The sequence below is a fragment of the Streptomyces sp. DSM 116795 genome (assembly GCF_055792905.1).
In genome coordinates this window covers 5,693,205-5,715,126 of the sequence record NZ_CM147707.1, presented here as the reverse complement: position 1 = coordinate 5,715,126, position 21,922 = coordinate 5,693,205, and the positions used below count along the sequence as shown (strand labels likewise).

Below are 21,922 nucleotides of genomic sequence, written 5' to 3'. Positions count from 1 at the left end.
GCAGCGTGAGCGCGGTCGGTGACGGGTGACAGGGCGTACTCCCGTCGCACCGTTGCGCGGCGGGCGCAGCACGGCGGTTGAACCGGCCGGCAGACGGCCCTGCCGGCGCGCTCAGCCCGTGAACGCCTTCGCGAAGGCGTTCGTCCGCTCGCCGATGCCCGAACAGGTCGCCTGCGCCTTGGAGTCGGCCCCTCCGGGGCAGGGCGCGTCGCGGGTCGCCGACCACATCGACAGGCTGCCCAGCTCCTTGCTCTCCGCGAACTTCCTGAGCTCCGCCGCGTCGCCGGGCCGGAAGACCTCGCCCTTGACGTCGTTGACGCCGATCATCGGGGTGACGGCGAGAGAGTCCCAGGCCTCCTCCTCGTCCTTGATGCCCAGGGCCGGCTGTATCTGCCGATGGGCGGCGGTGGCGGCCTTCACGGCGTACTTCCCCATGTCGCCGTCGTAGTAGGTGCCGTAGTCCATGGCCATGATGTTGACCCTGTTGATCCGCGCCCCGTTCTTCTGTGCGTTCTTCAGCACCGCGAGGGAGTCGGCGTTCAGGCCCGCGGGCATGACCGGGAGGGTGAAGGAGACGTTCAGATTCGGGCGCTGCCGCTGGAGGCGGACGATCGCCTGGCTGCGGAGTTCGTTGGCTTTCTTGTCCGTCAGGGCGGGACCTTCGAGATCGAAGTCGAGCTTCGTCAGGTCGAAGGCGTCGATGACCTCGGTGTAGGCCGCGGCGAGTGCGTCCACCGAGCGGCAGGCCCGGGCCAGTTCGTTGCCGCTCTGGCCGCCGAAGGAGACCCGCACGTCGCCGCCCTTGTCGCGCAGCTCGTCGGCCTGCGCGGCCACGGGGTTGCCGGTCAGCTTCTGCCTGCCGCCCCACTGGGGCACGCACCGGCCGCCGCCCGGGGAGACGAATGCGAGGTTGTACTCCTTCACACCGGTCTTCTCGGCGCTCCGGAGGAGGTCGAACGAGGGCTTGAGCGAGGTGTCCACGTACGGGGCGAAGGCGTCCGGCGTGGGGGCCTCGCTCTCCTTGGGCGGGGTCTTCGCCGGAGGCGGCCCCGTGGGCTGCGGCTGGTTCTGTCCCGTCGAGCAGCCGGCGAGCAGCGAAGCCGCCGCTGCCGCCGCAACTGCCGCCGCGGCCAGGGAAGTCCGGGCCGGCCTCACCGTGCGACTCCTCCCGGAAGGCTGCGCTTCGGTGGTTCGGCGCGGTTCCTCATCGCGGGCTGCCTCCTTCGGCGAACGGAAGTCGCATGTTCCGGCGTACGACAAAGCTATCGGCCCGGCCGGGGCAGAACTGCGCGATGAGGGCTGCCGCTGATGGGACTTAGGCCACAGTTAAGGGGGCGGAAGGCCGCGGTTAAGAAACAGAGCTGACAAGCCCTCACACATGGCCAAGGGCCCGGGTTCAATTCCCGGGCGGCACCGCGCTATCGTCGGCAGCCGGCGTCCGGCATTCTCGAGGACCGCCCGGGCAGGGGCCCCGGAAGCGTACAGGCGCTGCCGCCCATTGGACGGGGACAGAGGGGCACTAACTAGGGGTACGCGTTGCGCCGAGTGAACTGGTGGCATCGGAGCCATGAGCTGAGACGGATACGTCGCTCGAGCGAGAAACTCCTCGCAAGTCTGAACCTGCCGGACCAGTGCGACATCGCCGGCCTGTGCGACCAGTTGAGCGCGAGACGCGAGCGCCCGCTCCGGCTCGTGCCGGTGAGCGTGCCGGGCGCGCACCCTTGCGGACTGTGGATCATGACGGAGACGGTCGACTTCATCGTGTACGAGTCGGACACCAGCAAGCCGCATCAGGACCACATCATCGCGCACGAACTGGCCCACATGGTCTGCGGCCACCGCAGCGGGGCGGGCGAAACGGTCCACGGTGACACCGCCCGGCTGCTCTTCCCCGACCTCGGCCCCGAACTCGTACGGAAGATACTGGGGCGCGGGAACTACTCGAGCCTTGAGGAGCGGGAAGCGGAAGTCACCGCGTCCCTCATCCTCGAACGCATCAACCGCCCGGTGCTGGAGCCGATTTCGGCGGTGCGGGCCGAAGACGCGGAGGCGGTGGAGCGTATCGAACGCTCGCTGCGACGACGGCGTGCCGGCCAGTCGTCCACTGACCGCGGCCGGCGCGAACGGCGGGCCCCCGGGGCGGAGACCTCATGACCGACCTGAAGAGCGTTTTCTTTCCGCTGAGCGCCGGGATCTGCGCTCTCGCCTTCCTCTACAAACTCCGCCATCTGCGACCGGGCCGGCGTGACCCGGCATTGCTCGCGCTGCTCCTCGCGCTCATGTTCAAGGGAATTTCCTTCACGCTGTCGACGCCGGTGGTATCAGCGGGAGTCGACGAATACCTGGGCGTACCCAATCTCGGCGCCCTCGGCATTCACTTGACGGGCGGAGTCACTTCGAGCGCGGCGTTCCTCGCCGCTCTGGTCTTCTGGGTCTACCCCGCGGAGCAGGCGTGGCCGAAGGTCCGGCGCCGCATCACGCTCTTCGGACTCGTCGCCGTGACCATGTTCGTCCTCTGGTACGCAGCCGGTACCGACGGCCAGGGCAGGTCGCCGCACTATCTGCTGCAGAACGCTCACCGGCCCGTGGTCGCGGCGTACTTGCTGCTGTACGTGACCGCGTTCGCGGCAGGGATGGCCGAGATCGCCCGGCTGGGCCGGCGGTACGCAAGGGCGGCGGGGCGTGCGTGGCTCCGGCGCGGCCTCAACACCACGTCCGTGGGTGCGGCCGTCTACATCGCGTACTGCGTCAACCGCGCTTGGGCCGTCGTCGCCGTGCAGGCCGGACTCGACCCCCTGCAATGGGAGTTGGTGACCCCGTTGTCGAACGGCATCGGCATTCTCCTCGTCGCGACGGGATTCACCATGCCCTCCTGGGGGCCCCGGCTGTCTGCGGCCCGGATGTGGATCGCCAACCGCATCGCCTATCAGCGGCTGTATCCGCTCTGGAACGACCTGTACCGGGCCGTCCCCGAGATCGCCCTCCACCCGCCGGCTCCGTCGTTCGTGGAACGGATCAGACCCGGCGACCTCCGGTACCGGCTTTACCGCCGGGTGATCGAGATCCGTGACGGTCTGCTCGCGATGCGCCCCTACATGAGCGCGGAACCGGCCGTCACCGCGGTGCGCGAAGTGCGCGGTGTATCTGCGGCCGGCGAGGCGGAGCGCGCGGCCGCGGAGGCGGCCCGGCTCAACGCGGCGCTCAGGGCGAAGGCCGGCGACCGCCCGCCGCCCGACCCCTGCGGTGAAGCACGTGGCGACACGGTGTCCCGCATCGGCGAGGACTACGCCGGCGAACTCGGCTGGCTGCTGCTTCTGGCGAAGGCTTACGCCGACGTCCGGCGTGACGAGAAACGTAACGAGAGACGTGACGCAAAACGTGACGCAAAAGAGGTACGAGATGAAGTTCCGGCCACTCGGTGATCCGGCCACGGAGGTGTCCGCGATCGGTCTCGGCTGCATGGGTATGTCGATCGCCTACGGTGCCGCCGACGAGAAGGAATGCCTGCGCACACTGGACCGTGCCGCCGAACTGGGTGTCGGCCTGCTCGACACGGCGGACGTCTACGGAGCCGGAGCGAACGAGGAGCTGATCGGCCGTTGGCTGCGCGGCCGCGACCGCGAAGCGGTCTTCCTCTCCACCAAGTTCGGCCTGAGGCGCGACGCCGCCACCGGCAGGGTGGACGAGGTGGACACCTCTGCCGAGTACGTCCCGGTCGCGTGTGACGCGTCGCTGGCGCGGCTGGGGGCCGAGCACATCGACCTGTACTACGCGCACCGACGCGACCCGGGCGTCCCCGTCGAGGAAACGGTGGGCGCCATGTCGGATCTGGTCGAAGCGGGCAAGGTCCGCTTCCTCGGTCTGTCGGAGGTCAGTCCGCAGACCCTGCGCCGCGCACACGCCGTGCACCCCATCGCCGCGATCCAGCTGGAGTATTCGCTGTTCACGAGGGACGTGGTGGAGGGGGAGATGCTCGCCACCTGCCGTGAGCTCGGTGTCGCCGTGGTGGCGTACTCGCCGCTGGGGCGGGGCATGCTCGGTGGCGCGCTGGGCTCCCGCGAGGCTCTGTCCGAGGAGGACAACCGCCGGCGATGGCCCCGCTTCGCCGCCGAGAACATCGAACGCAACCTCGCCCTGGCGGAGGCCGTGAAGGACGTCGCCGAGCAGATCGGCTGCACACCTGCGCAGGCCGCGTTGTCCTGGCTCCTGGCGCAGGGCCCGGACATCCTGCCGATTCCGGGAACGAAACGCACGCGGTATCTGGAGGAGAACGCCGAAGCGGCCGGCGTACTCCTTGATCCGGCTCAGGTGGCCCGGCTTCGCGAGGCGGTGCCGGCACGGGCCGTGGCCGGTGGACGCTATCCCGATCAGGCCCTCGCACGTCTCGGTCACTGAACGACCGTGCGCGGACACCGAGTCGGGCGCCTCCCCCGGATGATCAGGCCTTCCCCCGCCCTTTCTCCCCGCGGCCCGGCCCGTCCTTCTGTCCGCTGCCTCTGACGTCGGACGACTGAAGCTCGCTGACCTCCGCGATGATGCGGAGCAACGACGCGCGCCCGGTGTCGTCCATGCGCATGGCGCGGAGCGCGATGTCGCGGACCTCGGCGTTACGCATGGCGGAGGCGAGGGCGATCTGGGTGTCGACGCGGTCGGCGGTGTCCTCGTCGAAGAAGTAGGCCGCGGGCACGTCGAAGAACGCGGCGAGGGCCTCGAGATGCCGCTTGGTGGGGTTGTCCCGCTGCCCTGTGCGCAGCTGCCAGATGTACGTCTTGGAGAACGTGCCGGCGGACAGCTCACTGCAGCCGCGAGCGACCTCTTCGTAGGTGTACTCCCTGCCACTGGGCGTGACTGTCTTGAAGAGCTTGTCGATCTTCTCGGCCAGTGAAGGCACAGGGACCCCTTCGTTCGCTGAGATGAACTCCAACTCAGGCTGCCGTCCAGCATAGTTGACAGGATCGGACGCGGCCGTCTACCTTCACCCTGTTCGCTGAGATGAACAGAGGGTAGCTCGTCGCCCATACGAGCGGACAGTCCGGGGAATCCGGGCCGTCACGCAGGCCGGAGGTGCGGCAGTGCTTCACCTGTGGTGCGTCGGCACGTGAACGAGGGGCGGACATGCGACGCCCGATGCGCCCCGCCCTCCGCGGGGGAAGGGGCGGGGCGCATCCCTCGCACCGTCCCCCCGCCCCCTCATACCTGGCTCCCCAACGAACGCGCGATCTCCTGCTCGGCGGACTCGATGATCGCCAGGACGGCCGCCGACGCCTCGCCGCACCGGCCGCCCCGTACGGCTTCCGCGAGGGCGCGGTGAGCGGGAAGCGAGGCCTCGACCGCTCCGGGAGTCTGCGAACTGACGGCGAAGCTGTGCTCCAGGGCGACGTCGACCGCGCGTCCCAGCGAGCCGAACAGCCGGTTGCCGCTCGCGTCGAGCAACGCGCGGTGAAAGGCGATGTCCGCCTCGACGTACTCGCCGAGCCCCGGGCGCGCGGCGGCGGACTCCATCGCCACCAGTGCGTCGAACATGGCCTGTATGTGACCGGGTCCGGCCCGCCGGGCCGCCAGCCCGGCGGCCTCGGGCTCGACGGCCCGCCGCAGTTCACAGGTCTCGGTCAGTAACTGCCGCGGCTCGCACGTCTGTTGCCAGCGCAGCACGTCGCGGTCCAGGTGGTTCCAGCACTCCTGGGGCAGTACGCGTGTGCCGGTGCGCGGACGGGTCCGCAGCATCCCCTTGGCCGCCAGGGCCTTGACTGCCTCGCGCAGCGCCCCGCGGCTGACGCCGAGCTCTCCGGCGAGCTTGTCCTCCACGGGCAGCGACCGGTCCGGCTCCACCAGGCCGTTCACGATGCGCCGGCCAAGTTCGTCGACGACGCGCTGGTGCATGGTCCGGTACTGCTCCACGATCTTTGCCCACCCCCTGGACGCACTCATCGAATCATTTGATGATTGCCGCCACATTACGTGAACTAGTTCGATCAGGCCCAAGAGAGGCGTTCTCCGATGACGCACACGGACGACCGAAGCGGCACCGGCCGCCCAGCCGACAGTCCATTCCCTCTGAGCACCCGCAATCTGCCGCCACCGGAGGTACGGGAGCTGCCGGCACCGCCCCGGCAGACGTGGAAGATCATCGGCCCCGGCATCGTAGGAGCCGGGGTGGGCCTCGCCTCCGGCGAGTTCATCCTCTGGCCGTACATCGCCTCGCAGGCCGGGCTCGTCTTCCTGTGGGGCGCGGTCGTCGGGGTCGTCACCCAGTGGTTCCTGAACATGGAGATCGAGCGCTACACGCTCGCCACCGGCGAGACCGCCATCACCGGCTTCAACCGGTACTGGCGGCACTGGGGCGCGGTGATGGTGCTGCTGACGTACGCGGCGAATCTCTGGCCCGGCTGGGTCACCAGCTCCGCCACCATGGCCTCGTACGTCTTCGGCGGCAACCCCACCATGATCGCCCTCGTGCTGTTGCCGTGCATCGGCGCGATCCTCACGCTCGCCCCTGTCGTCTACACGGCGCTGGAGCGGCTGCTGTTCCTGAAGGTCGCGGTCATCGGCGGGTTCTTCGCGCTGGCGGTGATCTTCGCGGTGAAGGCGTCGAGCTGGGCGGATCTGCCGCAAGGCGCAACGCACATAGGCCAGTTCCCCAGCGAGCTCGGTGTCGCCGTGCTGATGGGTGCGATGGCCTACGCCGGAGCAGGCGGCGGACAGAACCTCTGCCAGAGCAACTGGATCCGGGACAAGGGCTTCGGCATGGGCCAGTACGTGCCCCGGCTGGTCAGCCCTGTCACGGGCAAGGAGGACACCACCGCCGCCGCTTCCGCCACCGGCCCGGACGCCACCACCGGCTACGTCTTCGTCCCGGACGCGGACAACATGGAGCGCTGGAAGCGCTGGTGGCGCTTCACCAATACCGAACAGGCCCTGACGTTCGGGCTCGTCACCGTCCTGACCATCGTGCTCTCCTCGCTTCTCGCACACTCCACGCTCTTCGGCACCGAGGGTCTCGCAGACGACGTGACCTTCCTGAAGGACGAGGGTGAGGCGCTGAAGTCGCAGGTCGGCGACTGGTTCGGCGTGCTGTTCTGGATGATCGGTGCGTTCGCGCTGTTCAGCGCGGCGGCCGGCATCGTCGACTACACCAGCAGGCTCGCGGCCGACGTCCTGAAGTCGACGTACATGCGCAAGTCCCGGCTGTCCGAGAGCCGGCTGTACTTCTGGCTGGTGTGGGGGCTCGTCCTCATCGGGATGGGCATCCTGCTGGCCGGGGTCGACCAGCCGCTGGTGCTGCTCGTCATCTCCGCGTGCGTCGCGGGACTGATGATGTTCGTCTACGGAGGCCTGCTGCTCTACATGAACCGCAAGGCGCTCCCCTCGCAGATCAAGGTGCGCGGATACCGGGTCGCCGCGCTGGTGTGGGTCGTGCTGCTCTTCGGCGTGCTGTCCGTACTCACGGTGAGGCAGCAGATCCTCGACATCTTCGGCTGACGCCGCTCTCCGGCTCTGCCCGCTCCGCCTTGCGGCACAAGGAGCGGGCAGAGCCGGCGGATGGCCCGCGGCCCCCCTCGACAGCGCCTCCGCGGGCCACCCGTGGCGGTTCAGAAGCGGTTCACGTCAGCGACCCGTCCGGTCCGCGCCGCTCGGTGGGTACGGCACCGTATCCGCTGGTCGAGGCGTGCGAGCAGGAAGGACATCACCGCGATCATCACCGTCCCGACAGTGATCGCGACGGCGGACGGGCCCCATGCGTAGTCGTTGACGGCGGGCGCCGTGACCACCGCGTAGAGCGTCCGCCCGATGAGGGCGCCACCGGCGAGCCAGATCCAGTGGCTGCCGGACCAGCCGGCGGTGCCGGACCACCGGTGTACGAGCCACCCGGCGCCGGCTGCGACCGCGGCGGCCATAACCATCGGGACGAATCCGGCCCAACTGTCCCTGCCGGCCGCGTCCGGCCAGCCGAACAGCAGGCCCGGCGGCATCAGCAGCCCCAGGAAACATGCGGAGGCGGCCCCTCCCGTGAGCGCGGCGAACACCGGCCGCGGCGCGCTCCGCCCCTCCGACGGCGCCGGGGACGGCGTCCGGCCGGGAAGAACCCGCAGCGCGAGGCAGAGGAGCACGGCGACGGCGGCCACGATGCCGAAGACGACCGGAAGCGGCGTCTGGTACCCGGGGTCCTCGGTGGCGGCGATCCCCGCCCGCAGCAGGACGACGCCGAAGACGGTTCCGGCCGCCGCGACGGCGAGACCGCCGCGGCGCAGGTACGGGCGGCCACGGTGCCCCGGAAAGAGCAGGTCGGCGAGGAGCACGGGAATCAACACGCTGAAGACCGTGTGGTATCCGATCTGGGATTCCCAGTAGGTGGTGTTGAAGCCGAGCACCCGCGGCCCCCAGTCGGCGGCTCCGTACAGGTCCGGGCTGGTCAGCGCCTGGAGGCCGATGCCGTCCTCGACCACTTCGTAGACCAGGCCCGCCACAAGCAGGCTGGGCCATCCGCCGCCGAAGCGGGCGACCAGTTCACGCAGGAGCAGGACCCCCGAGCCGTACATCACCACCAGCGCCGGGAGCAGCAGCCACATGAACGGCATGGTCACTCCCGAGAACGTCACCTCGGCGCTGGCCGGTGCGAGGACGACCAGCGCCCAGGCGGCCTTGCGGTTCCCGTACGCCGACGTGCGTTCCCTCGACCGATCCGCCACGTCTTCCCCCTGTCTTCCGCGCAGATTTACCTGGTCGAGTAAAAATTACTCGGTCGAGTAAGATGGCGCAACGGCCGCCCCCTGGTGCCCACTTGGGCTGCGAGGACGGACGCGGGAGAAAGGGCCCGTCTCTGTGGAGCCGCCGGACCCGGACAGGAGCTGCCGATGCCCGCAACACCCGCCGAGAGGACCGCCTCGGCGACGACGCGACGCGCCCAGATCATCGACGCGACGATCGGCACCATCGCCGAACTCGGCTACCGCCGCACGACGTTCGCGCGGATCGCCGAGCGCGGCGGACTGAGCAGCACGCGGCTCATCTCCTACCACTTCGCCGGCAAGGACGAACTGGTGAGGGCGGTGGTGGCCGACGTCTACGCCTCGATCGACCGGTTCCTGATCGAACGGGCGAGTGAGGATCCGGCGAGCCGCCCGATCGGGCGGCCCTCCGGCGAGCCGGCGCATCCGTACACCGGCTCCGCCTCCGACGAGCTGCGCGCGTACATCACCGGCGTGGTCGCGTTCGTCGACGGGCACGGCACCCGCATGAGTGCGCTGCAGTCGATCTTCGCCGCGCTGCACGACGAGGAGAGCAACCCCGCGGCCTATGACGCCGCCACCGACCGCGGCGTGCTCGGGCACATCCAGGACATCCTGCGGCGCGGCCAGGCGAGCGGGGAGTTCCGGGCGTTCGACACCCTCGTCATGGCCGCGACGATCCAACGCTCACTCGGCGGGCTGCCGTTGACGCGGCGGACCGAACCGGACCTCGACCTCGCGGCGTACGCCGAGGAGTTGGTGACCCTGTTCAGCCTCGCGACCCGGGCGCGCCCGGGCGAACGGCCGGTCTGACCGAGCGCGCGCCCCGCACGAACGCCACCGGTGCGGAGCTCAACTGCCCGCCTGGGCAAGGGCGTTCGGCCCGGTCCGGCCGAGGGCACGGCCGGTGGGGTTACCGCGGTCGGTGTAGTCGGCGACGTGGCCTTCGTAGAGGACCCTCCCGCCGTGCCTGCCGGGACCGGGGCCGAGGTCGACGAGCCAGTCCGCCTGGCGGACGACGTCGAGGTTGTGCTCGATCACGACGACGGTGTGGCCTTGCTCGACCAGGCTGTCGAGGACGTGCATGAGGGTGCCGATGTCGTCCATGTGCAGCCCGGTGGTGGGCTCGTCGAGCACGTACGTGGTGGGCGCTTCCGCCTCCCGGAGCTCCTTGGCGATCTTGACCCGCTGGCATTCCCCTCCGGACAGCGTGCTCAGGGACTGCCCCAGCCGCAGGTAGCCCAGGCCGACGGCGGCGAGCCGGCCCAGCCCCCGGGAGACGGCCGCCTCGGGCAGCCGGGCGACGGCCTCGTCGACGGTGAGGTCGTCGACGTCGGCGATCGACAGTCCGTTCACGGTGTGTGCGAGGACCTCGGGGGTGAAGCGGCGTCCGCGGCACGTCTCGCAGACGACCTCCTGGCCGTCCATGAAGGCGAGGTCGGTGTAGATGACGCCGAGCCCCTTGCAGTCTGGGCAGGCACCCTCGGAGTTGGCGCTGAAAAGGGCGGCGGGGACGTGGTTGCGCCTGGCGAAGAGCTTGCGGACCGCGGGCGCGATGCCGGTGTAAGTGACCGGCGTGGAACGGCGGTTGGTGCTGACGGGCTTCTGGTCGATCACGGTTGCGCCGTGCTGGGCCACCAACTCGTCGGCGAGGCTGGACTTTCCGGATCCGGCGACGCCCGTGAGGACGGTCATCACACCCGTGGGGAACCGCACGGTGAGGTGCCGCAGGTTGTTGCGGCATGCGTCGGCGACGGTGAAGTGCCCCGTGGCGGCACGCGGTTCGGGCTTGAGCGGCCGGTGCCGGGCGAGGGCACGGGCGGTCGGTGTGCCGGCGTCCCGGAGCCGGCCGAAGGTGCCCTGGAAGACGAGCCGTCCGCCGGCGGCGCCCGCCCCGGGGCCGATCTCGACGATCTGGTCCGCGTGCGCCATCACCGCGGGGTCGTGCTCGACGACGAGGACGCTGTTGCCGCTGTCGCGAAGCCGCTCCAGAAGCTCGATCATGGACTCCACGTCGGTGGGATGCAGCCCCACGGTCGGTTCGTCGACCACGTACGTCATCTCGGTGAGGCTGGATCCCAGGTGCTTGACCGTCTTGATCCGTTGCGACTCCCCGCCGGAGAGAGTCGTGGTCACCCGGGAGAGCGTGAGGTAGCCCAGGCCGATCGTGATCATCGCCTCCAGCCGGGCCGTCAGAGCCTCGACGACGGGTGCGACGCGGGCCGACTCGACCTGATGAACGAGGGCCACGAGCTCGGTGATCTCCAGCCGGGACATCTCGCCGATGGTGCGGCCGAGCACGGTGGCCTCTCGTGCGGCCTCGTTGAGCCGGTCACCGGCGCACTCCGTGCAGGTGGCGGCCCTGGTGAACCGCCGGATGGTGTCCTGCTTGCGCTCCGAGAGGTTGTCGGAGGTGTGCAGGTGGATCCGCTCGAACCGCTCGACGACTCCCTCGTAGCCCCTGGGAGGCCTGCTGCCCAGCTTCGCGGCCGCCTCACCGCCGTACAGCAGCGCCTCGCGTTCGGACGGGGACCAGCGCCCGAGCGGGGTGTCCGCGTCGAACGAACCGATGTCGGCGTACTGGGAGTACCAGTAGCCGCCGTTGCCGAAGCCGGGCAGCCGGATCCCCCCGTCGGCAAGGGACTTGTCCAGGTCCAGGAAGCGCTCGACCGCGCTGACCACCACCTCCCCGAGGCCGGAGCAGCCCGTGCACATTCCGGCGGGATCGTTGAAGGAGAAGTGGTTCGACTCACCGACATGGGGCGTGCCGAGCCGGGAGAACAGCAGCCGCAGATAGGTCCAGGCGTCCGTGACCGTGCCGACGGTCGAGCGGGCGTTGCCGCCGATCCGGCGCTGGTCGATGACGATCACGGGGGTCAGACCCCCGATGTGCTCGACGTCCGGGCGGGCCCACTTCGGCAGCCGGTTCCTCGCGAACGGCGGGAAAGTCTCGCCCAGTTGATACCCGGCCTCGGCGGCGATCGTGTCGAACACGAGCGACGACTTGCCCGAACCGGACACGCCGACGAACACGACCAGCCGGTCGCGCGGGACGTCGACGTCCACCTCGGCCAGGTTGTTCGTACGGGCTCCGCGAAGGCTGATGTTCCGCTCTGTCATGCCCGCGAGAGTACGAACAGATGCGGTCACATCCTGACCGCAACAGCTGACAGGATCGGAGCATGGCTGACGTCACCGAACGCATGCTGGCCCTGCTGTCGACCTTGCAGACGGGCCGGCGGTTCAGCGGGGAGGAACTGACCCGGCGGCTGAGCGTCAGTCCACGGACCCTGCGCCGGGACGTCGACCGGCTGCGCGGATACGGATATCCCGTCGAGACCCAGCCGGGGCCGGGCGGCTACTACCGGCTCGCCGCCGGCCGCACGATGCCGCCGCTCGTCCTGGACGACGACGAAGCGGTGGCCACGCTGCTGGCGCTGGCCTCCCTCGCCGCCACGGAGCCGCCGGCCGGAGGGTCCCGGTCCACCGACGGCGGACGGGCCGGCGACGGTGGACGGGCCGACGGCGGACCGGCCGAAGGCGGACCGGCCGATGACGCCGGACGGTCAGCCGGAAGCGGGATCGACGACGCCGCGACCCGCGCCTACGGAAAACTGGACCAGTTCCTCCCCGCACGGCTGCGTCCTCGCCTGGCATCGATCCGCTCCAGTCTGGAGACGAGTCCGCAGCGCGCTCCGAGCGTGACCGCACAGCAGCTCGGCACCGCCGCCGAGGCCATCGCGCACCGCGAGACGATGTCGTTCACGTACACCGACGCACGCGGCGAACGGACGGACCGGCGCGTGGAACCGTACCGGCAGGTCCATCACCTGCTGCGCTGGTACCTGCTGGCCTGGGACCTCGAACGGGAGGACTGGCGCATCTTCCGCCTGGACCGGATCACCCGACCGCTGCGGACCGGCGACCGGTACGTGCCGCGGCCGCTGCCCGCCGAGTCGGCGGCGGAGTACCTGCGGCAGGGACTCAACAGGGGCAGACAGCCCGTCAGGATCCTCGTCGACGCCCCGGCCGCGGACGTCGCCGACGCCCTGAAGTTCCAGGATGCCGAGATCCACTCCGTGAGCGAACGGCGGACCCGCGTCAGCCTGGCGCTGGACTCCTGGCAGTGGCTGGTCCTCCATCTCGCCTTCCTGGACGCGGACTTCCAGATCAGCTCCGGCACGCAGTTCAACGAGGCCTGCCGCACTTTCGGAAACCGGCTCCTGTCCGCGACCTCGGAGGCCCCGGCGGCACCGGAGGCCGCTCACTGACCGGATCCCCTGAAATGCGGCCTCCGGGGGCGGCACGCGTCCGTGCGGGCGCCGGAAGAATGCGGTTGCAACCCCCCGTCCGGGACGTTCATAGTCCGGGGGTGAAACACGGACCGGGGGCGGCGCCAGGCGACGGCCCTCCCTCGCGCAGGCGCCTCGCGCCGCGCATGCCCCCGTGGGCCGGCCGCAACTACACGCTGTTGACGACGGCCGCCGTGGTCACCGGTCTCGGAAGCTCAGGTGCCCTGATCGCTTCGGCGTTCGCCGTACTGGAGGCAGGCGGCGACGGCACCGACGTCGGTCTGATCGCCGCCTCCCGTACGGTCCCGCTGGTCCTCTTCCTGCTCATCGGCGGCGCTGTCGCCGACCGGCTGCCACGGCACCGCGTCATGGTCGCGGCCAACGTGCTCAACTGCCTTTCGCAGGGCACCTTCGCCGTCCTGGTGATCTCCGGGGACGCCCGGTTGTGGCAGATGGCCGTTCTCTCCGCGCTGGGCGGCACCGGGCAGGCGTTCTTCGGACCCGCCGCCGAGGGCATGGTGCTGGCCACCGTCCGGAGTGAGCAGTCGGCACGGGCCTTCGCGGTCTTCCGCATGGGCATGAACGGCGCGAGCATCGGCGGCGCCGCGCTGGGCGGTGCACTGGTCGCCGCACTCGGCCCGGGCTGGGTACTCGCCGTGGACGCGGCGGCGTTCGCGGTCGCCGGCTCCCTGCGGGGTCTTCTGGACCTGAGCGGAATGCCTGAACGGGCGCGCGGCGCCGGCCTGTTCGCCGACCTCCGCGACGGCTGGCGCGAGGTTACCGGGCGGCCCTGGCTGTGGTCTGTGATCGCCCAGTTCGCAGTCGTCAACGCCGTGGTCGCCGCCGCCGAAGCGGTGTACGGACCACTGGTCGCCGAGGAGCACCTGGGCGGCGCCGGGCCCTGGGGTGTGGCACTCGCGGCGTTCGGTGCGGGCACGGTCGGCGGGGCCCTGCTGATGACCCGCTGGCAGCCGCGCCGGATCCTGCTTGCGGGCGCACTGTGCGTCTTTCCGCTCGCACTGCCTTCCGCGGCACTCGCCGTGCCGGTGACGGCCGGGCCCCTGACCGCGGTGATGTTCGCAAGCGGGCTCGCCGTCGAAGTCTTCGCGGTGACCTGGATGATGGCGCTGCACCAGGAGGTGCCGGAGGAGAAGTTCTCCCGCGTCTCCGCCTACGACTGGCTGGGCTCAGTCGCGATGGTCCCCCTGGCCACCGCACTCGCGGGACCTGCCGAGGCGCTGGTCGGACGGTCCGGCGCGCTCTGGGGCTGCTCGGCCCTGATCGTCGTCCTCACCGCTGCCGTCCTGTGCGTACCCGGCGTACGGAACTTGGAGCGCCGCACCACGGCTGCGCCGCCCGTGGCCCAGCCGACGCCGAAGGACACCCCGGAGCCCTCGGGCGACGGCGCCCCGTCCCCGTCCTGAACCGCCTGCTCGTGTCGCAGCCGCTGTCCGGCCACCTCCCCACCGACGACCTCTTCCGCTTGTTCGCCTGTCCAGCCCGGCGCCGTTTGTCGCAGTCCGCGCTGGAGAACGTGCTGTCCACGATCAGCTCCTACGACCCCTGGGAAGTGACGGCCCTCGTCTGAGAGGCGATCGAGTCGCTGCTCGGATCCGGCACACTCCGACCGGACCCGATGCAGCACGGGTCCTGGACCGTCCATCCCCTCACCGCTCGGGCGGTGCGCCGTCATGACACCGACACGGCGAGGCAGGCAGACCTCCGACGCCTGCTGCTGCATACGCTCACACCCGTGCCGCCGGCCCCCGTCCCGGTTCGGTCTGCCACGGCACTTACCCCGGCCACCTCACAGCCGGCTCCGGTGGAAGCCTCCGCTCCCCGGGGCACCGTCGAGCGTGCCGCGGCTTTCGACTTGCAGGTCGAACTGGTTACCCGAGTCGGAGTCCAACCGCTGGCGGCCGATCAAGGTTCGCTGCGCGAAGCCCTCACATCGCTGCACTCGGTGTTCGCCACCACACCGAAGCCGCTGCAGAGCTGGAACCTCGGCTCCCACGTCGCCGGCATTCCGAGGTTCGTTATCCGGTCGCAACTCTCTCACCAGCGACAACGTCCGCGTCATGATGCAAGGATGCAGCGCAACTCGCCCTTTCGGGTGCGGCTTTGCCGAACAACCTCCTGGAGGCTCGAAGGTGTCTGCGCGTACCACGCTTCGTCCGGTCGCAGTTGCTCTCCCCTTTGTCCTGGCGTCCGGCCTGCTGGCCGGCTGTACCAGCACCAAGTCCTCCGGTGCGAAAGGCGGCTCGGAGGTACAGCTGGTCGCGCAGGGCAAGCTGACGGTGTGCACGCACCTGCCCTACGCACCCTTCCAGTTCAAGAAGTCGGGCAAGATCGTCGGCTTCGACGTCGACATGATGGATCTGGTGGCCAAGAAGCTCAAGGTCAAACAGGACATCGTGGACACGCCCTGGGAGGGCATCCAGTCCGGCGAGGACCTCAACGCCAACAAGTGCGACGCGGCCGCCGCGGGCATGACCATCAACGACGTGCGGAAGAAGAACCTGGACTTCTCCGCCCCGTACTTCGACGCCACCCAGGCCCTGATCGCCAAGAAGGGCGCCAAGTACTCCTCGCTGAAGGACCTCAAGGGCAAGAAGCTCGGCGTCCAGGCCTCCACCACCGGCGAGGAGTACGCCAAGAAGCAGGCCCCGAAGGGCGTCGAGCTCGTCCAGTTCGAGGATGTCGCCCTGCTGCTCACCGCGGTCAAGTCCGGCCAGGTCGCCGCCGGCATCAACGACAACGGCGTGCTCTACGACTACATCAAGAAGAACCCGGACACGGACGTCACGGCCGAGTTCGACACCGGCGAACAGTACGGCTTCGGCGTACGCAAGGGGAACTCCGCCCTGCGCAAGCAGATCGACGAGGCGCTGAAGAAGGCCAAGTCCGACGGCACGTACGACAAGATCTACAAGAAGTGGTTCGGCACCGCGCCGGAGAAGTAGGCCCCGATCCGGCCCCGAACGCCGGGAAATGCCGCCGAGCAGGCAGCAGTTGAGGAGTTGCACACCACATGTCCATGTCCCGCCGGCAGCGGACGCGGACCGTCCGGGGCGTCCAGTACGGGGTGCTGGCGCTCGTCGTGGCCGCCGTGGCCTTCGGCGCGAACTGGGGCGAGATACGCCGCGCCTTCTTCGACCTCGACGTCGCGCAGGCCCAGTTCCCCGACATCATCACCACCGCCCTGGTCAACACCGTCGTCTACACCCTCCTCGGGTTCGGCTTCGGCCTCGCGCTGGGCCTGATCCTGGCGCTGATGCGGCTGTCGTCGGTGCCGCCCTACCGGTGGCTGGCGACCGGGTACATCGAATTCTTCCGCGGCGTGCCGGCTCTGCTGGTCTTCATCGCGCTCGGCTTCGGCGTCCCGATCGCCTTCCAGGTCGTCATCAACCAGTACGTCACCGTGATGCTCGCCCTCGGCCTCGTCGGCGCCGCCTACATGGCGGAGACAATCAGGGCCGGCATCCAGGCCGTGCCCAAGGGCCAGGTGGAGGCGGCCCGTTCGCTGGGCATGTCGCAGGGCCGCGCCATGCGCTCGATCGTCATCCCGCAGGCGTTCCGGATCGTCCTGCCGCCGCTGACCAACGAGTTGATCCTGCTGACCAAGGACTCCTCGCTCGTCTATCTGCTCGGTCTCTCCCTCGGTCAGTACGAGCTGGCCAAGTTCGGCCGTGACGCGCTGAACGAGAACCGCAGTCTGACCCCGATTCTCGTCGCCGGCCTGTGCTACCTGATCATCACCCTCCCGCTCGGCCACCTGGTCCGGCGGCTCGAGGCCCGTACCGCGAAGGCCAGGTGACCGAAGGTGACCGACCACAAGGCAGACGAGGCAGCGATACGGGTCGAAGGGCTGCACAAGTCCTTCGGCGAGCTCGAAGTCCTCAAGGGCATCGACTTCACGGTGCGCCCAGGTGAGGTCGTGTGCGTCATCGGCCCGTCCGGCTCGGGCAAGTCGACGCTGCTTCGGTGCGTGAACCTCCTGGAGGAGCCGACGGCGGGCACCGTCACCCTGTCCGGCACCGAACTGACCGACCCCGACGTGGACATCGACCGGGTCCGGCGCCGTATCGGCATGGTCTTCCAGAGCTTCAACCTCTTCCCGCACCTGTCCGCGCTGGACAATCTGACCATCGCCCAGCGACGCGTCCTCGGGCGCACCAAGGACGAGGCCGAGCGCATCGGCCGCGACAATCTGCGGCGGGTCGGGGTCTCCGAGAAGGAGTCGGCCTACCCCGCCCAGCTCTCCGGCGGCCAGCAGCAGCGGGTGGCCATCGCCCGCGCTCTGTCCATGGACCCGGAGCTGATGCTCTTCGACGAGCCGACGTCCGCACTCGACCCCGAACTCGTCGGCGACGTCCTCGCCGTCATGCGCCGTCTCGCCGACGAAGGCATGACGATGATGGTCGTCACCCACGAGATGAGCTTCGCCCGCGAAGTCGCGGACCGCGTGGTCTTCATGGACGGCGGCGTCATCGTCGAGGAGGGCACCCCGAGCCGGGTGATCGGCGACCCGCAGCACAAGCGCACCCGCACCTTCCTCTCCCGGGTGCTCGACCCGGCCGCCGCCGAGGTCACCGAGGCCGGCGCGTCACCAGCCTGACAAGGGCGGTGGCCCGCGGAAGACTCCGGAAGGCGCTTCCCGCGGGCCACCGAAAACCACGCACCGTCGAAAACCACGCACCTCGAAGGCCACGTACGGGACTGTTCACACGAGCCCCAGGTCCGACCGGCGGTCAACTCCTCACCAACAGGCCCGAACCAGCTCGTCGTGGACGAAATGACCCAACATTCCTTCCGCATGGAGCGGTTCACGGCCGACGCACGCAACTCCGTGATCGACAGGCCTAATTCATGTGCCAACGTCTCGTGCGAAGCGAGGGTCACTGCTGCCTTGGAATTCGGCCGTGTTGTCGGATGCAGCACGGTTCATCCTTGCCGAGTCTGCTCATAAGCAGAGCACTATCGGTCCTGCCACTGCAATTCCCTCTAACGTTGAACCGGTCTGCGGACTGTGCACCGTGGTCGGCGCACGAACAGTGCCGCGGGGGAACGCGACACAGCGGATCCGTTGAGGAGGCTGAGGGTGGCAGCGCTAACGTGCTCAACATGCGGGGCACTTATCCAGACCGACGGCACATCGCCCTGTCCGTGCGTGCTCATGGCCGCGGCAGAAGTCGATCGGGCCTTCGAGGCCTTCCAATACAGGTGGAATCCCCTCCCGTCCAAGCCCACCGCACCGCCTGCACCTGCCTCGGACGGCACAGGCGGCTCGCGTCCGGGCCGACGGGGCAAGACCGTTCTCATGGCCATCGCAGCGGCCGCGGCGTTCGGGACAGTGGCATTCAGCGTGCAAACGTTGAACGACGGTGAAACTAAAGACGAGAGCAGCGGCCCGTCCCTCTTGCTTCCACCCGGCTTGGGCGGCACTGACCCGGGTGATGCGACCGGCGAACGCCCACCGGGGGACGCCGATGGTTCCTCGCCGCCTGACTGGTCGGACCAAGTCAGTGACGACGACGGTGGGTTGCACCCCAATATGCCTCCCCCCGAGCAGCACAACGATGACCCCTCACCTCCGCCTCCGCCGAACGACGGCGGAGGCATCCCGCCCATCGACGACGGAGGCGACGCCCCGCCCAACGACGACGGAGGAACCCCACCGAACGACGGCGGAGGCATCCCGCCCATCGACGACGGAGGCGACGCCCCGCCCAACGACGACGGAGGAACCCCACCGAACGGCGGCGGAGGCATCCCGCCCATCGACGACGGAGGCGACGCCCCGCCGAACGGCGGCGGAGGAACCCCGCCCAACGACGACGGAGGCGCCCCGCCGAACGGCGGCGGATTGGACAGGCTGCTGGGCAAAGTCGGTGGCCTGATCGACGGTGGCGGCCGCAGCCACGGCGGTGGTGGTCACCAGGGTGGCGGCGGTAGCCAAGACGGCGGCCACCAAGGCGGCGGCGGTCCCCAGGGCGGAGGCGGCCACCAAGGCGGCGGTGGCGGAGGCCACCAAGGCGGCGGCGGTCCCCAGGGCGGCGGAAGCCAACAAGGCGGAGGCCCCCAGGGCGGAGGCGGCCACCAAGGCGGCGGTGGCGGAGGCCACCAAGGCGGCGGCGGTCCCCAGGGCGGCGGAAGCCAACAAGGCGGAGGCCCCCAGGGCGGAGGCGGCCAACAGGGCGGCGGTCCCCAGGGCGGAGGCCCCCAGGGCGGAGGCGGCCAACAAGGCGGCGGCGGTCCCCAGGGCGGCGGAGGCCAACAGGGCGGCGGTCCCCAGGGCGGAGGCGGCCACCAAGGCGGCGGTCCCCAGGGCGGCGGAGGCCAACAAGGCGGCGGCAGCCAGGGCGGCGGAGGCCAGGGCGGCGGAGGCCAACAAGGCGGCGGTGGCGGAGGCCAACAGGGCGGCGGTCCCCAGGGCGGAGGCGCCCAGCAAGGCGGCGGTGGCGGAGGCCACCGCTAGGGCCTGTTGCGAAAGTTGATCCGACCTAGGTGATCACGGTGCGGCGCGAAGGGACTTGGGGGCACGGGGACCCGGGCTTCACGCTGAGGACGTACCCGAGTCTCATGCCGAACAGCCAGGCACGTACGCGGCGGGCCGTCGACGGGGCATTCCGTGGCGCGACCGCCGGCGGCGAGCCGGAGACCACGTAGCTCGACGCTCCTCGCTGAAACGGCCGTGGGCCGCACCTCCCAGAGCGGGAAGTGCGGCCCACGGCCCGTGTACGGCCCAGGAGAGCGAACGAGCGCCCTGACCTGCGTTGATCCTTAAATGTCGAAGTACAGCCGCCAAATCATGCTGACCTGCGTGAACATGGCGTGCGCACTGGGCGGGTGCACAGTGGGTGCACGCACGCCACCGCGCACCGGTCGCTCACCTCGTTGTCGAGAATCCTCGCCGCGTCGACTGTCCGCAGATCACGACTCACGCTTCAGCACCTCGTCGGTATCGGCTCCCGGCGAGCGGGGAGGAGACGGTACGTCCGGTACGGTCCGCGAGAAGCGCGGCGCGGGAGCCGCCTGTGTCACCCCGCCCTCGGTGATGTGCGTCGCGCGGGCGGTCATGTGCGGGTCGCTGGCAGCTTCGTCGAAGGAGAGCACCGGGGTGACGCACGCGTCGCCGGTGCCGAAGGCGGCAGCCCATTCCTCGCGGGTGCGGGTGGCGAAAGCGGCGGTGAACGCCTCACGCAGTGCTGGCCAGCCGGAACGTTCGTACTGTGGCGGCAGTTCGTCCGGGTCCAGCCCGAGTCCGGTCAGGAGGAGGGCGTAGAACTGCGGTTCCAGGGCGCCGACCGCCACGTGGCGTCCGTCGGCGCAGCAGTAGGTGTCATAGAAGGGTGCGCCGCCGTCGAGGAGGTTCCGGGCAGGGCGATCAGTCCAGGCGCCCTGTGCACGGAAGGCCCAGATGTTCTGTGAGAGCGAGGTGACCCCGTCCACGATGGCCGCGTCGACAACCTGGCCTCGTCCCGATTGCTGCCGTTCCCACAGCGCTGCGAGGACACCCATCACGAGATAGAGGGATCCTCCGCCGAAGTCGCCGATGAGGTTGAGCGGTACGCACGGACGGCCTTGAGGATCGGTGATCGCATGGAGAACGCCGCTGAGGGAGAGGTAGTTGATGTCGTGACCGGCCGAGTGCGCACGTGGGCCGGTTTGTCCCCAGCCCGTCATCCGGGCGTAGACGAGACCGGGATTGCCCCTGAGACACACCTCGGGTCCAACGCCCAGTCGTTCGGCCACTCCGGGACGGAAACCCTCGATGACGACATCCGCGGCCTCGATGAGATCCAGTGCGGACCGGAGTCCGTCCGCAGTCTTCAAGTCCGCGTGCACCGACCGGCGTCCGCGCTGAAGCCAGTCGGGCGCTTCGGGCGGAAGGACCTGGTATCCGCCGGAGGGCCGCTCCACCCGGACGACGTCGGCACCGAGGTCGGCGAGGAGCATGGCCGCGTGCGGAGCGGGACCGATGCCGCCGAGTTCGATGACGTTCAGAGCGCTAAGAGGTCCGGACATGGCTTCCTCTCTCTGGGTGCGGGCGCGTGCCGGGTGGTGTCACCTGGGTGTCAGCCGGATGGCACCGTCGAGGCGGATGGTCTCGCCATTGAGCATGGGGTTCTCCGCGATGTGCTCGACGAGCGCCGCGTACTCCGCGGGCCGTCCGAGCCTGCTGGGATGCGGCACCTGCGCGCCGAGGGACTGCTTCGCCTCGTCGGGCAGTGCGGCCAGCATCGGCGTCTCGAACAGACCGGGAGCGATGGAGACGACCCGGATCAGGCGGTCGGCCAGGTCGCGGGCGAGCGGCAGCGTCAGACTCGCGACGCCGCCCTTCGAGGCCGCGTATGCGGCCTGGCCGATCTGTCCCTCGAAGGCGGCGACGGACGCGGTGTTGACGATGACGCCGCGTTCGCCGTCGACGGGTGCTGTGGCTGCCATGCGGGCCGATGCCAGCCGGGTGATGTTGAACGTGCCGACCAGGTTGACCTGAAGGACCCGGGTGAAGGCCTCCAGCGCGAGGGGACCGTTCCTGCCCAGGACCCGGCCCGGCGTGGCCACACCGGCGCAGTTCACGGCGAGACGCAACGGTCCCCGGCCTTCGGCGATCTCAAGTGCAGCCTCGGCATCCTGCTCGCTGGTGACGTCGGCCGGCGCGAAGAGAGCGCTTTCGCCCAGCTCTTCGGCGACTTCCCGGCCACCGGAGGCAGGCAGGTCGACGAGAGTCACCAGGGCGCCCGCCTGCACCAGCCGTCCGGCCGTGGCCAGTCCCAGCCCCGAGGCCCCGCCGGTGACAAGGCATGCGGCACCTTGAAGCTTCATCGCGTACTCCTCAACGCTCGGTCCGGTAAGAGGGATGGATGAAGGAGGCTCGTTTCAGCGCATCGCACGGGCACC

The 21,922-nt window shown here is 69.8% G+C and carries 19 protein-coding genes; 12 read left to right on the top strand and 7 right to left on the bottom strand.

Annotated features, from left to right (window positions below; genetic code table 11):
• Positions 1–111: 111 nt before the first annotated feature.
• A complete protein-coding gene (locus tag ACSMXX_RS24635; RefSeq protein WP_473180879.1) occupies positions 112–1,155 on the bottom strand; it encodes a chitinase in 1,044 nt (347 codons plus the stop codon).
• A gap of 582 nt (positions 1,156–1,737) precedes the next feature.
• Here ACSMXX_RS24635 and ACSMXX_RS24630 point away from each other — a divergent pair.
• From ACSMXX_RS24630 to ACSMXX_RS24620, 3 genes are read left to right on the top strand one after another with little or no spacing between them, the layout of a single operon-like run.
• Positions 1,738–2,154: an ImmA/IrrE family metallo-endopeptidase gene (locus ACSMXX_RS24630; protein WP_473180878.1), complete on the top strand. Its 417-nt coding sequence runs from the start codon at positions 1,738–1,740 to the stop codon at positions 2,152–2,154.
• Positions 2,151–3,422 carry an MAB_1171c family putative transporter gene (locus tag ACSMXX_RS24625; protein WP_473180877.1) on the top strand — a complete coding sequence of 424 codons (1,272 nt, stop codon included), beginning with the start codon at positions 2,151–2,153 and terminating at the stop codon, positions 3,420–3,422. The genes ACSMXX_RS24630 and ACSMXX_RS24625 overlap by 4 nt, the downstream gene beginning before the upstream one ends.
• Positions 3,400–4,395 (top strand): aldo/keto reductase, encoded by a 996-nt coding sequence (locus ACSMXX_RS24620; protein WP_473180876.1) that lies wholly within the window; start codon positions 3,400–3,402, stop codon positions 4,393–4,395. The genes ACSMXX_RS24625 and ACSMXX_RS24620 overlap by 23 nt, the downstream gene beginning before the upstream one ends.
• A 43-nt stretch (positions 4,396–4,438) precedes the next feature.
• On the opposite strand, the gene ACSMXX_RS24615 is transcribed toward ACSMXX_RS24620, so the two are convergent.
• Positions 4,439–4,891: an XRE family transcriptional regulator gene (locus ACSMXX_RS24615; RefSeq protein ID WP_473180875.1), complete on the bottom strand. Its 453-nt coding sequence runs from the start codon at positions 4,889–4,891 to the stop codon at positions 4,439–4,441.
• Between the two features lie 299 nt (positions 4,892–5,190).
• Entirely contained in the window at positions 5,191–5,928 is a 738-nt protein-coding gene (locus ACSMXX_RS24610; protein ID WP_473180874.1) for a FadR/GntR family transcriptional regulator, read from the bottom strand.
• 69 nt (positions 5,929–5,997) lie between these two features.
• Here ACSMXX_RS24610 and ACSMXX_RS24605 point away from each other — a divergent pair, with 69 nt between their 5' ends.
• A complete protein-coding gene (locus ACSMXX_RS24605; RefSeq protein WP_473180873.1) occupies positions 5,998–7,479 on the top strand; it encodes an Nramp family divalent metal transporter in 1,482 nt (493 codons plus the stop codon).
• Between the two features lie 110 nt (positions 7,480–7,589).
• Here ACSMXX_RS24605 and ACSMXX_RS24600 read toward each other — a convergent pair whose 3' ends face one another.
• Positions 7,590–8,687 carry a hypothetical protein gene (locus ACSMXX_RS24600; protein WP_473180872.1) on the bottom strand — a complete coding sequence of 366 codons (1,098 nt, stop codon included), beginning with the start codon at positions 8,685–8,687 and terminating at the stop codon, positions 7,590–7,592.
• A gap of 165 nt (positions 8,688–8,852) precedes the next feature.
• On the opposite strand from ACSMXX_RS24600, the gene ACSMXX_RS24595 reads away from it, so the two are divergent.
• Positions 8,853–9,539 carry a TetR/AcrR family transcriptional regulator gene (locus ACSMXX_RS24595; protein ID WP_473180871.1) on the top strand — a complete coding sequence of 229 codons (687 nt, stop codon included), beginning with the start codon at positions 8,853–8,855 and terminating at the stop codon, positions 9,537–9,539.
• Positions 9,540–9,578: 39 nt separating this feature from the next.
• On the opposite strand, the gene ACSMXX_RS24590 is transcribed toward ACSMXX_RS24595, so the two are convergent.
• Positions 9,579–11,846: an ATP-binding cassette domain-containing protein gene (locus ACSMXX_RS24590; RefSeq protein WP_473180870.1), complete on the bottom strand. Its 2,268-nt coding sequence runs from the start codon at positions 11,844–11,846 to the stop codon at positions 9,579–9,581.
• 62 nt (positions 11,847–11,908) lie between these two features.
• Between ACSMXX_RS24590 and ACSMXX_RS24585 the strand changes: the two genes are divergently transcribed.
• From ACSMXX_RS24585 to ACSMXX_RS24555, 7 genes are all read left to right on the top strand, one after another.
• The gene (locus ACSMXX_RS24585) at positions 11,909–12,997 is read left to right on the top strand and encodes a helix-turn-helix transcriptional regulator (protein ID WP_473180869.1); all 1,089 of its coding nucleotides are present in this window, start codon (positions 11,909–11,911) and stop codon (positions 12,995–12,997) included.
• A 167-nt stretch (positions 12,998–13,164) separates the two neighbouring features.
• Positions 13,165–14,442 carry an MFS transporter gene (locus ACSMXX_RS24580; protein ID WP_473184944.1) on the top strand — a complete coding sequence of 426 codons (1,278 nt, stop codon included), beginning with the start codon at positions 13,165–13,167 and terminating at the stop codon, positions 14,440–14,442.
• Positions 14,443–14,453: 11 nt separating this feature from the next.
• A complete protein-coding gene (locus tag ACSMXX_RS24575; protein ID WP_473180868.1) occupies positions 14,454–14,606 on the top strand; it encodes a hypothetical protein in 153 nt (50 codons plus the stop codon).
• 562 nt (positions 14,607–15,168) lie between these two features.
• Positions 15,169–15,981: a basic amino acid ABC transporter substrate-binding protein gene (locus ACSMXX_RS24570; RefSeq protein ID WP_473180867.1), complete on the top strand. Its 813-nt coding sequence runs from the start codon at positions 15,169–15,171 to the stop codon at positions 15,979–15,981.
• 68 nt (positions 15,982–16,049) lie between these two features.
• Complete coding sequence (locus ACSMXX_RS24565) at positions 16,050–16,835, top strand: amino acid ABC transporter permease (RefSeq protein ID WP_473180866.1); 786 nt, start codon at positions 16,050–16,052, stop codon at positions 16,833–16,835.
• 6 nt (positions 16,836–16,841) lie between these two features.
• Positions 16,842–17,636, top strand: coding sequence for an amino acid ABC transporter ATP-binding protein (locus ACSMXX_RS24560; protein WP_473180865.1), 795 nt, complete (start codon positions 16,842–16,844; stop codon positions 17,634–17,636).
• A 1,288-nt stretch (positions 17,637–18,924) separates the two neighbouring features.
• Positions 18,925–19,515 carry a hypothetical protein gene (locus ACSMXX_RS24555; protein ID WP_473180864.1) on the top strand — a complete coding sequence of 197 codons (591 nt, stop codon included), beginning with the start codon at positions 18,925–18,927 and terminating at the stop codon, positions 19,513–19,515.
• Positions 19,516–19,951: 436 nt separating this feature from the next.
• Here the strand turns inward: ACSMXX_RS24555 and ACSMXX_RS24550 are convergent, their stop codons facing one another.
• On the bottom strand, positions 19,952–21,046 hold the full coding sequence (locus ACSMXX_RS24550) for a CaiB/BaiF CoA transferase family protein (RefSeq protein ID WP_473180863.1): 1,095 nt from the start codon (positions 21,044–21,046) through the stop codon (positions 19,952–19,954).
• A 39-nt stretch (positions 21,047–21,085) separates the two neighbouring features.
• Positions 21,086–21,847, bottom strand: coding sequence for an SDR family NAD(P)-dependent oxidoreductase (locus ACSMXX_RS24545; RefSeq protein ID WP_473180862.1), 762 nt, complete (start codon positions 21,845–21,847; stop codon positions 21,086–21,088).
• Positions 21,848–21,922 lie beyond the last annotated feature (75 nt).

Coding starts and splice junctions, on each gene's coding strand:
- ACSMXX_RS24545 (WP_473180862.1), bottom strand. CDS start 21,847: ATGAAGCTTCAAGGTGCCGCATGCCTTGTCACCGGCGGGGCCTCGGGG.
- ACSMXX_RS24565 (WP_473180866.1), top strand. CDS start 16,050: ATGTCCATGTCCCGCCGGCAGCGGACGCGGACCGTCCGGGGCGTCCAG.
- ACSMXX_RS24605 (WP_473180873.1), top strand. CDS start 5,998: ATGACGCACACGGACGACCGAAGCGGCACCGGCCGCCCAGCCGACAGT.
- ACSMXX_RS24610 (WP_473180874.1), bottom strand. CDS start 5,928: ATGAGTGCGTCCAGGGGGTGGGCAAAGATCGTGGAGCAGTACCGGACC.
- ACSMXX_RS24585 (WP_473180869.1), top strand. CDS start 11,909: ATGGCTGACGTCACCGAACGCATGCTGGCCCTGCTGTCGACCTTGCAG.
- ACSMXX_RS24620 (WP_473180876.1), top strand. CDS start 3,400: ATGAAGTTCCGGCCACTCGGTGATCCGGCCACGGAGGTGTCCGCGATC.
- ACSMXX_RS24550 (WP_473180863.1), bottom strand. CDS start 21,046: ATGTCCGGACCTCTTAGCGCTCTGAACGTCATCGAACTCGGCGGCATC.
- ACSMXX_RS24595 (WP_473180871.1), top strand. CDS start 8,853: ATGCCCGCAACACCCGCCGAGAGGACCGCCTCGGCGACGACGCGACGC.
- ACSMXX_RS24630 (WP_473180878.1), top strand. CDS start 1,738: ATGACGGAGACGGTCGACTTCATCGTGTACGAGTCGGACACCAGCAAG.
- ACSMXX_RS24625 (WP_473180877.1), top strand. CDS start 2,151: ATGACCGACCTGAAGAGCGTTTTCTTTCCGCTGAGCGCCGGGATCTGC.
- ACSMXX_RS24590 (WP_473180870.1), bottom strand. CDS start 11,846: ATGACAGAGCGGAACATCAGCCTTCGCGGAGCCCGTACGAACAACCTG.
- ACSMXX_RS24580 (WP_473184944.1), top strand. CDS start 13,165: ATGCCCCCGTGGGCCGGCCGCAACTACACGCTGTTGACGACGGCCGCC.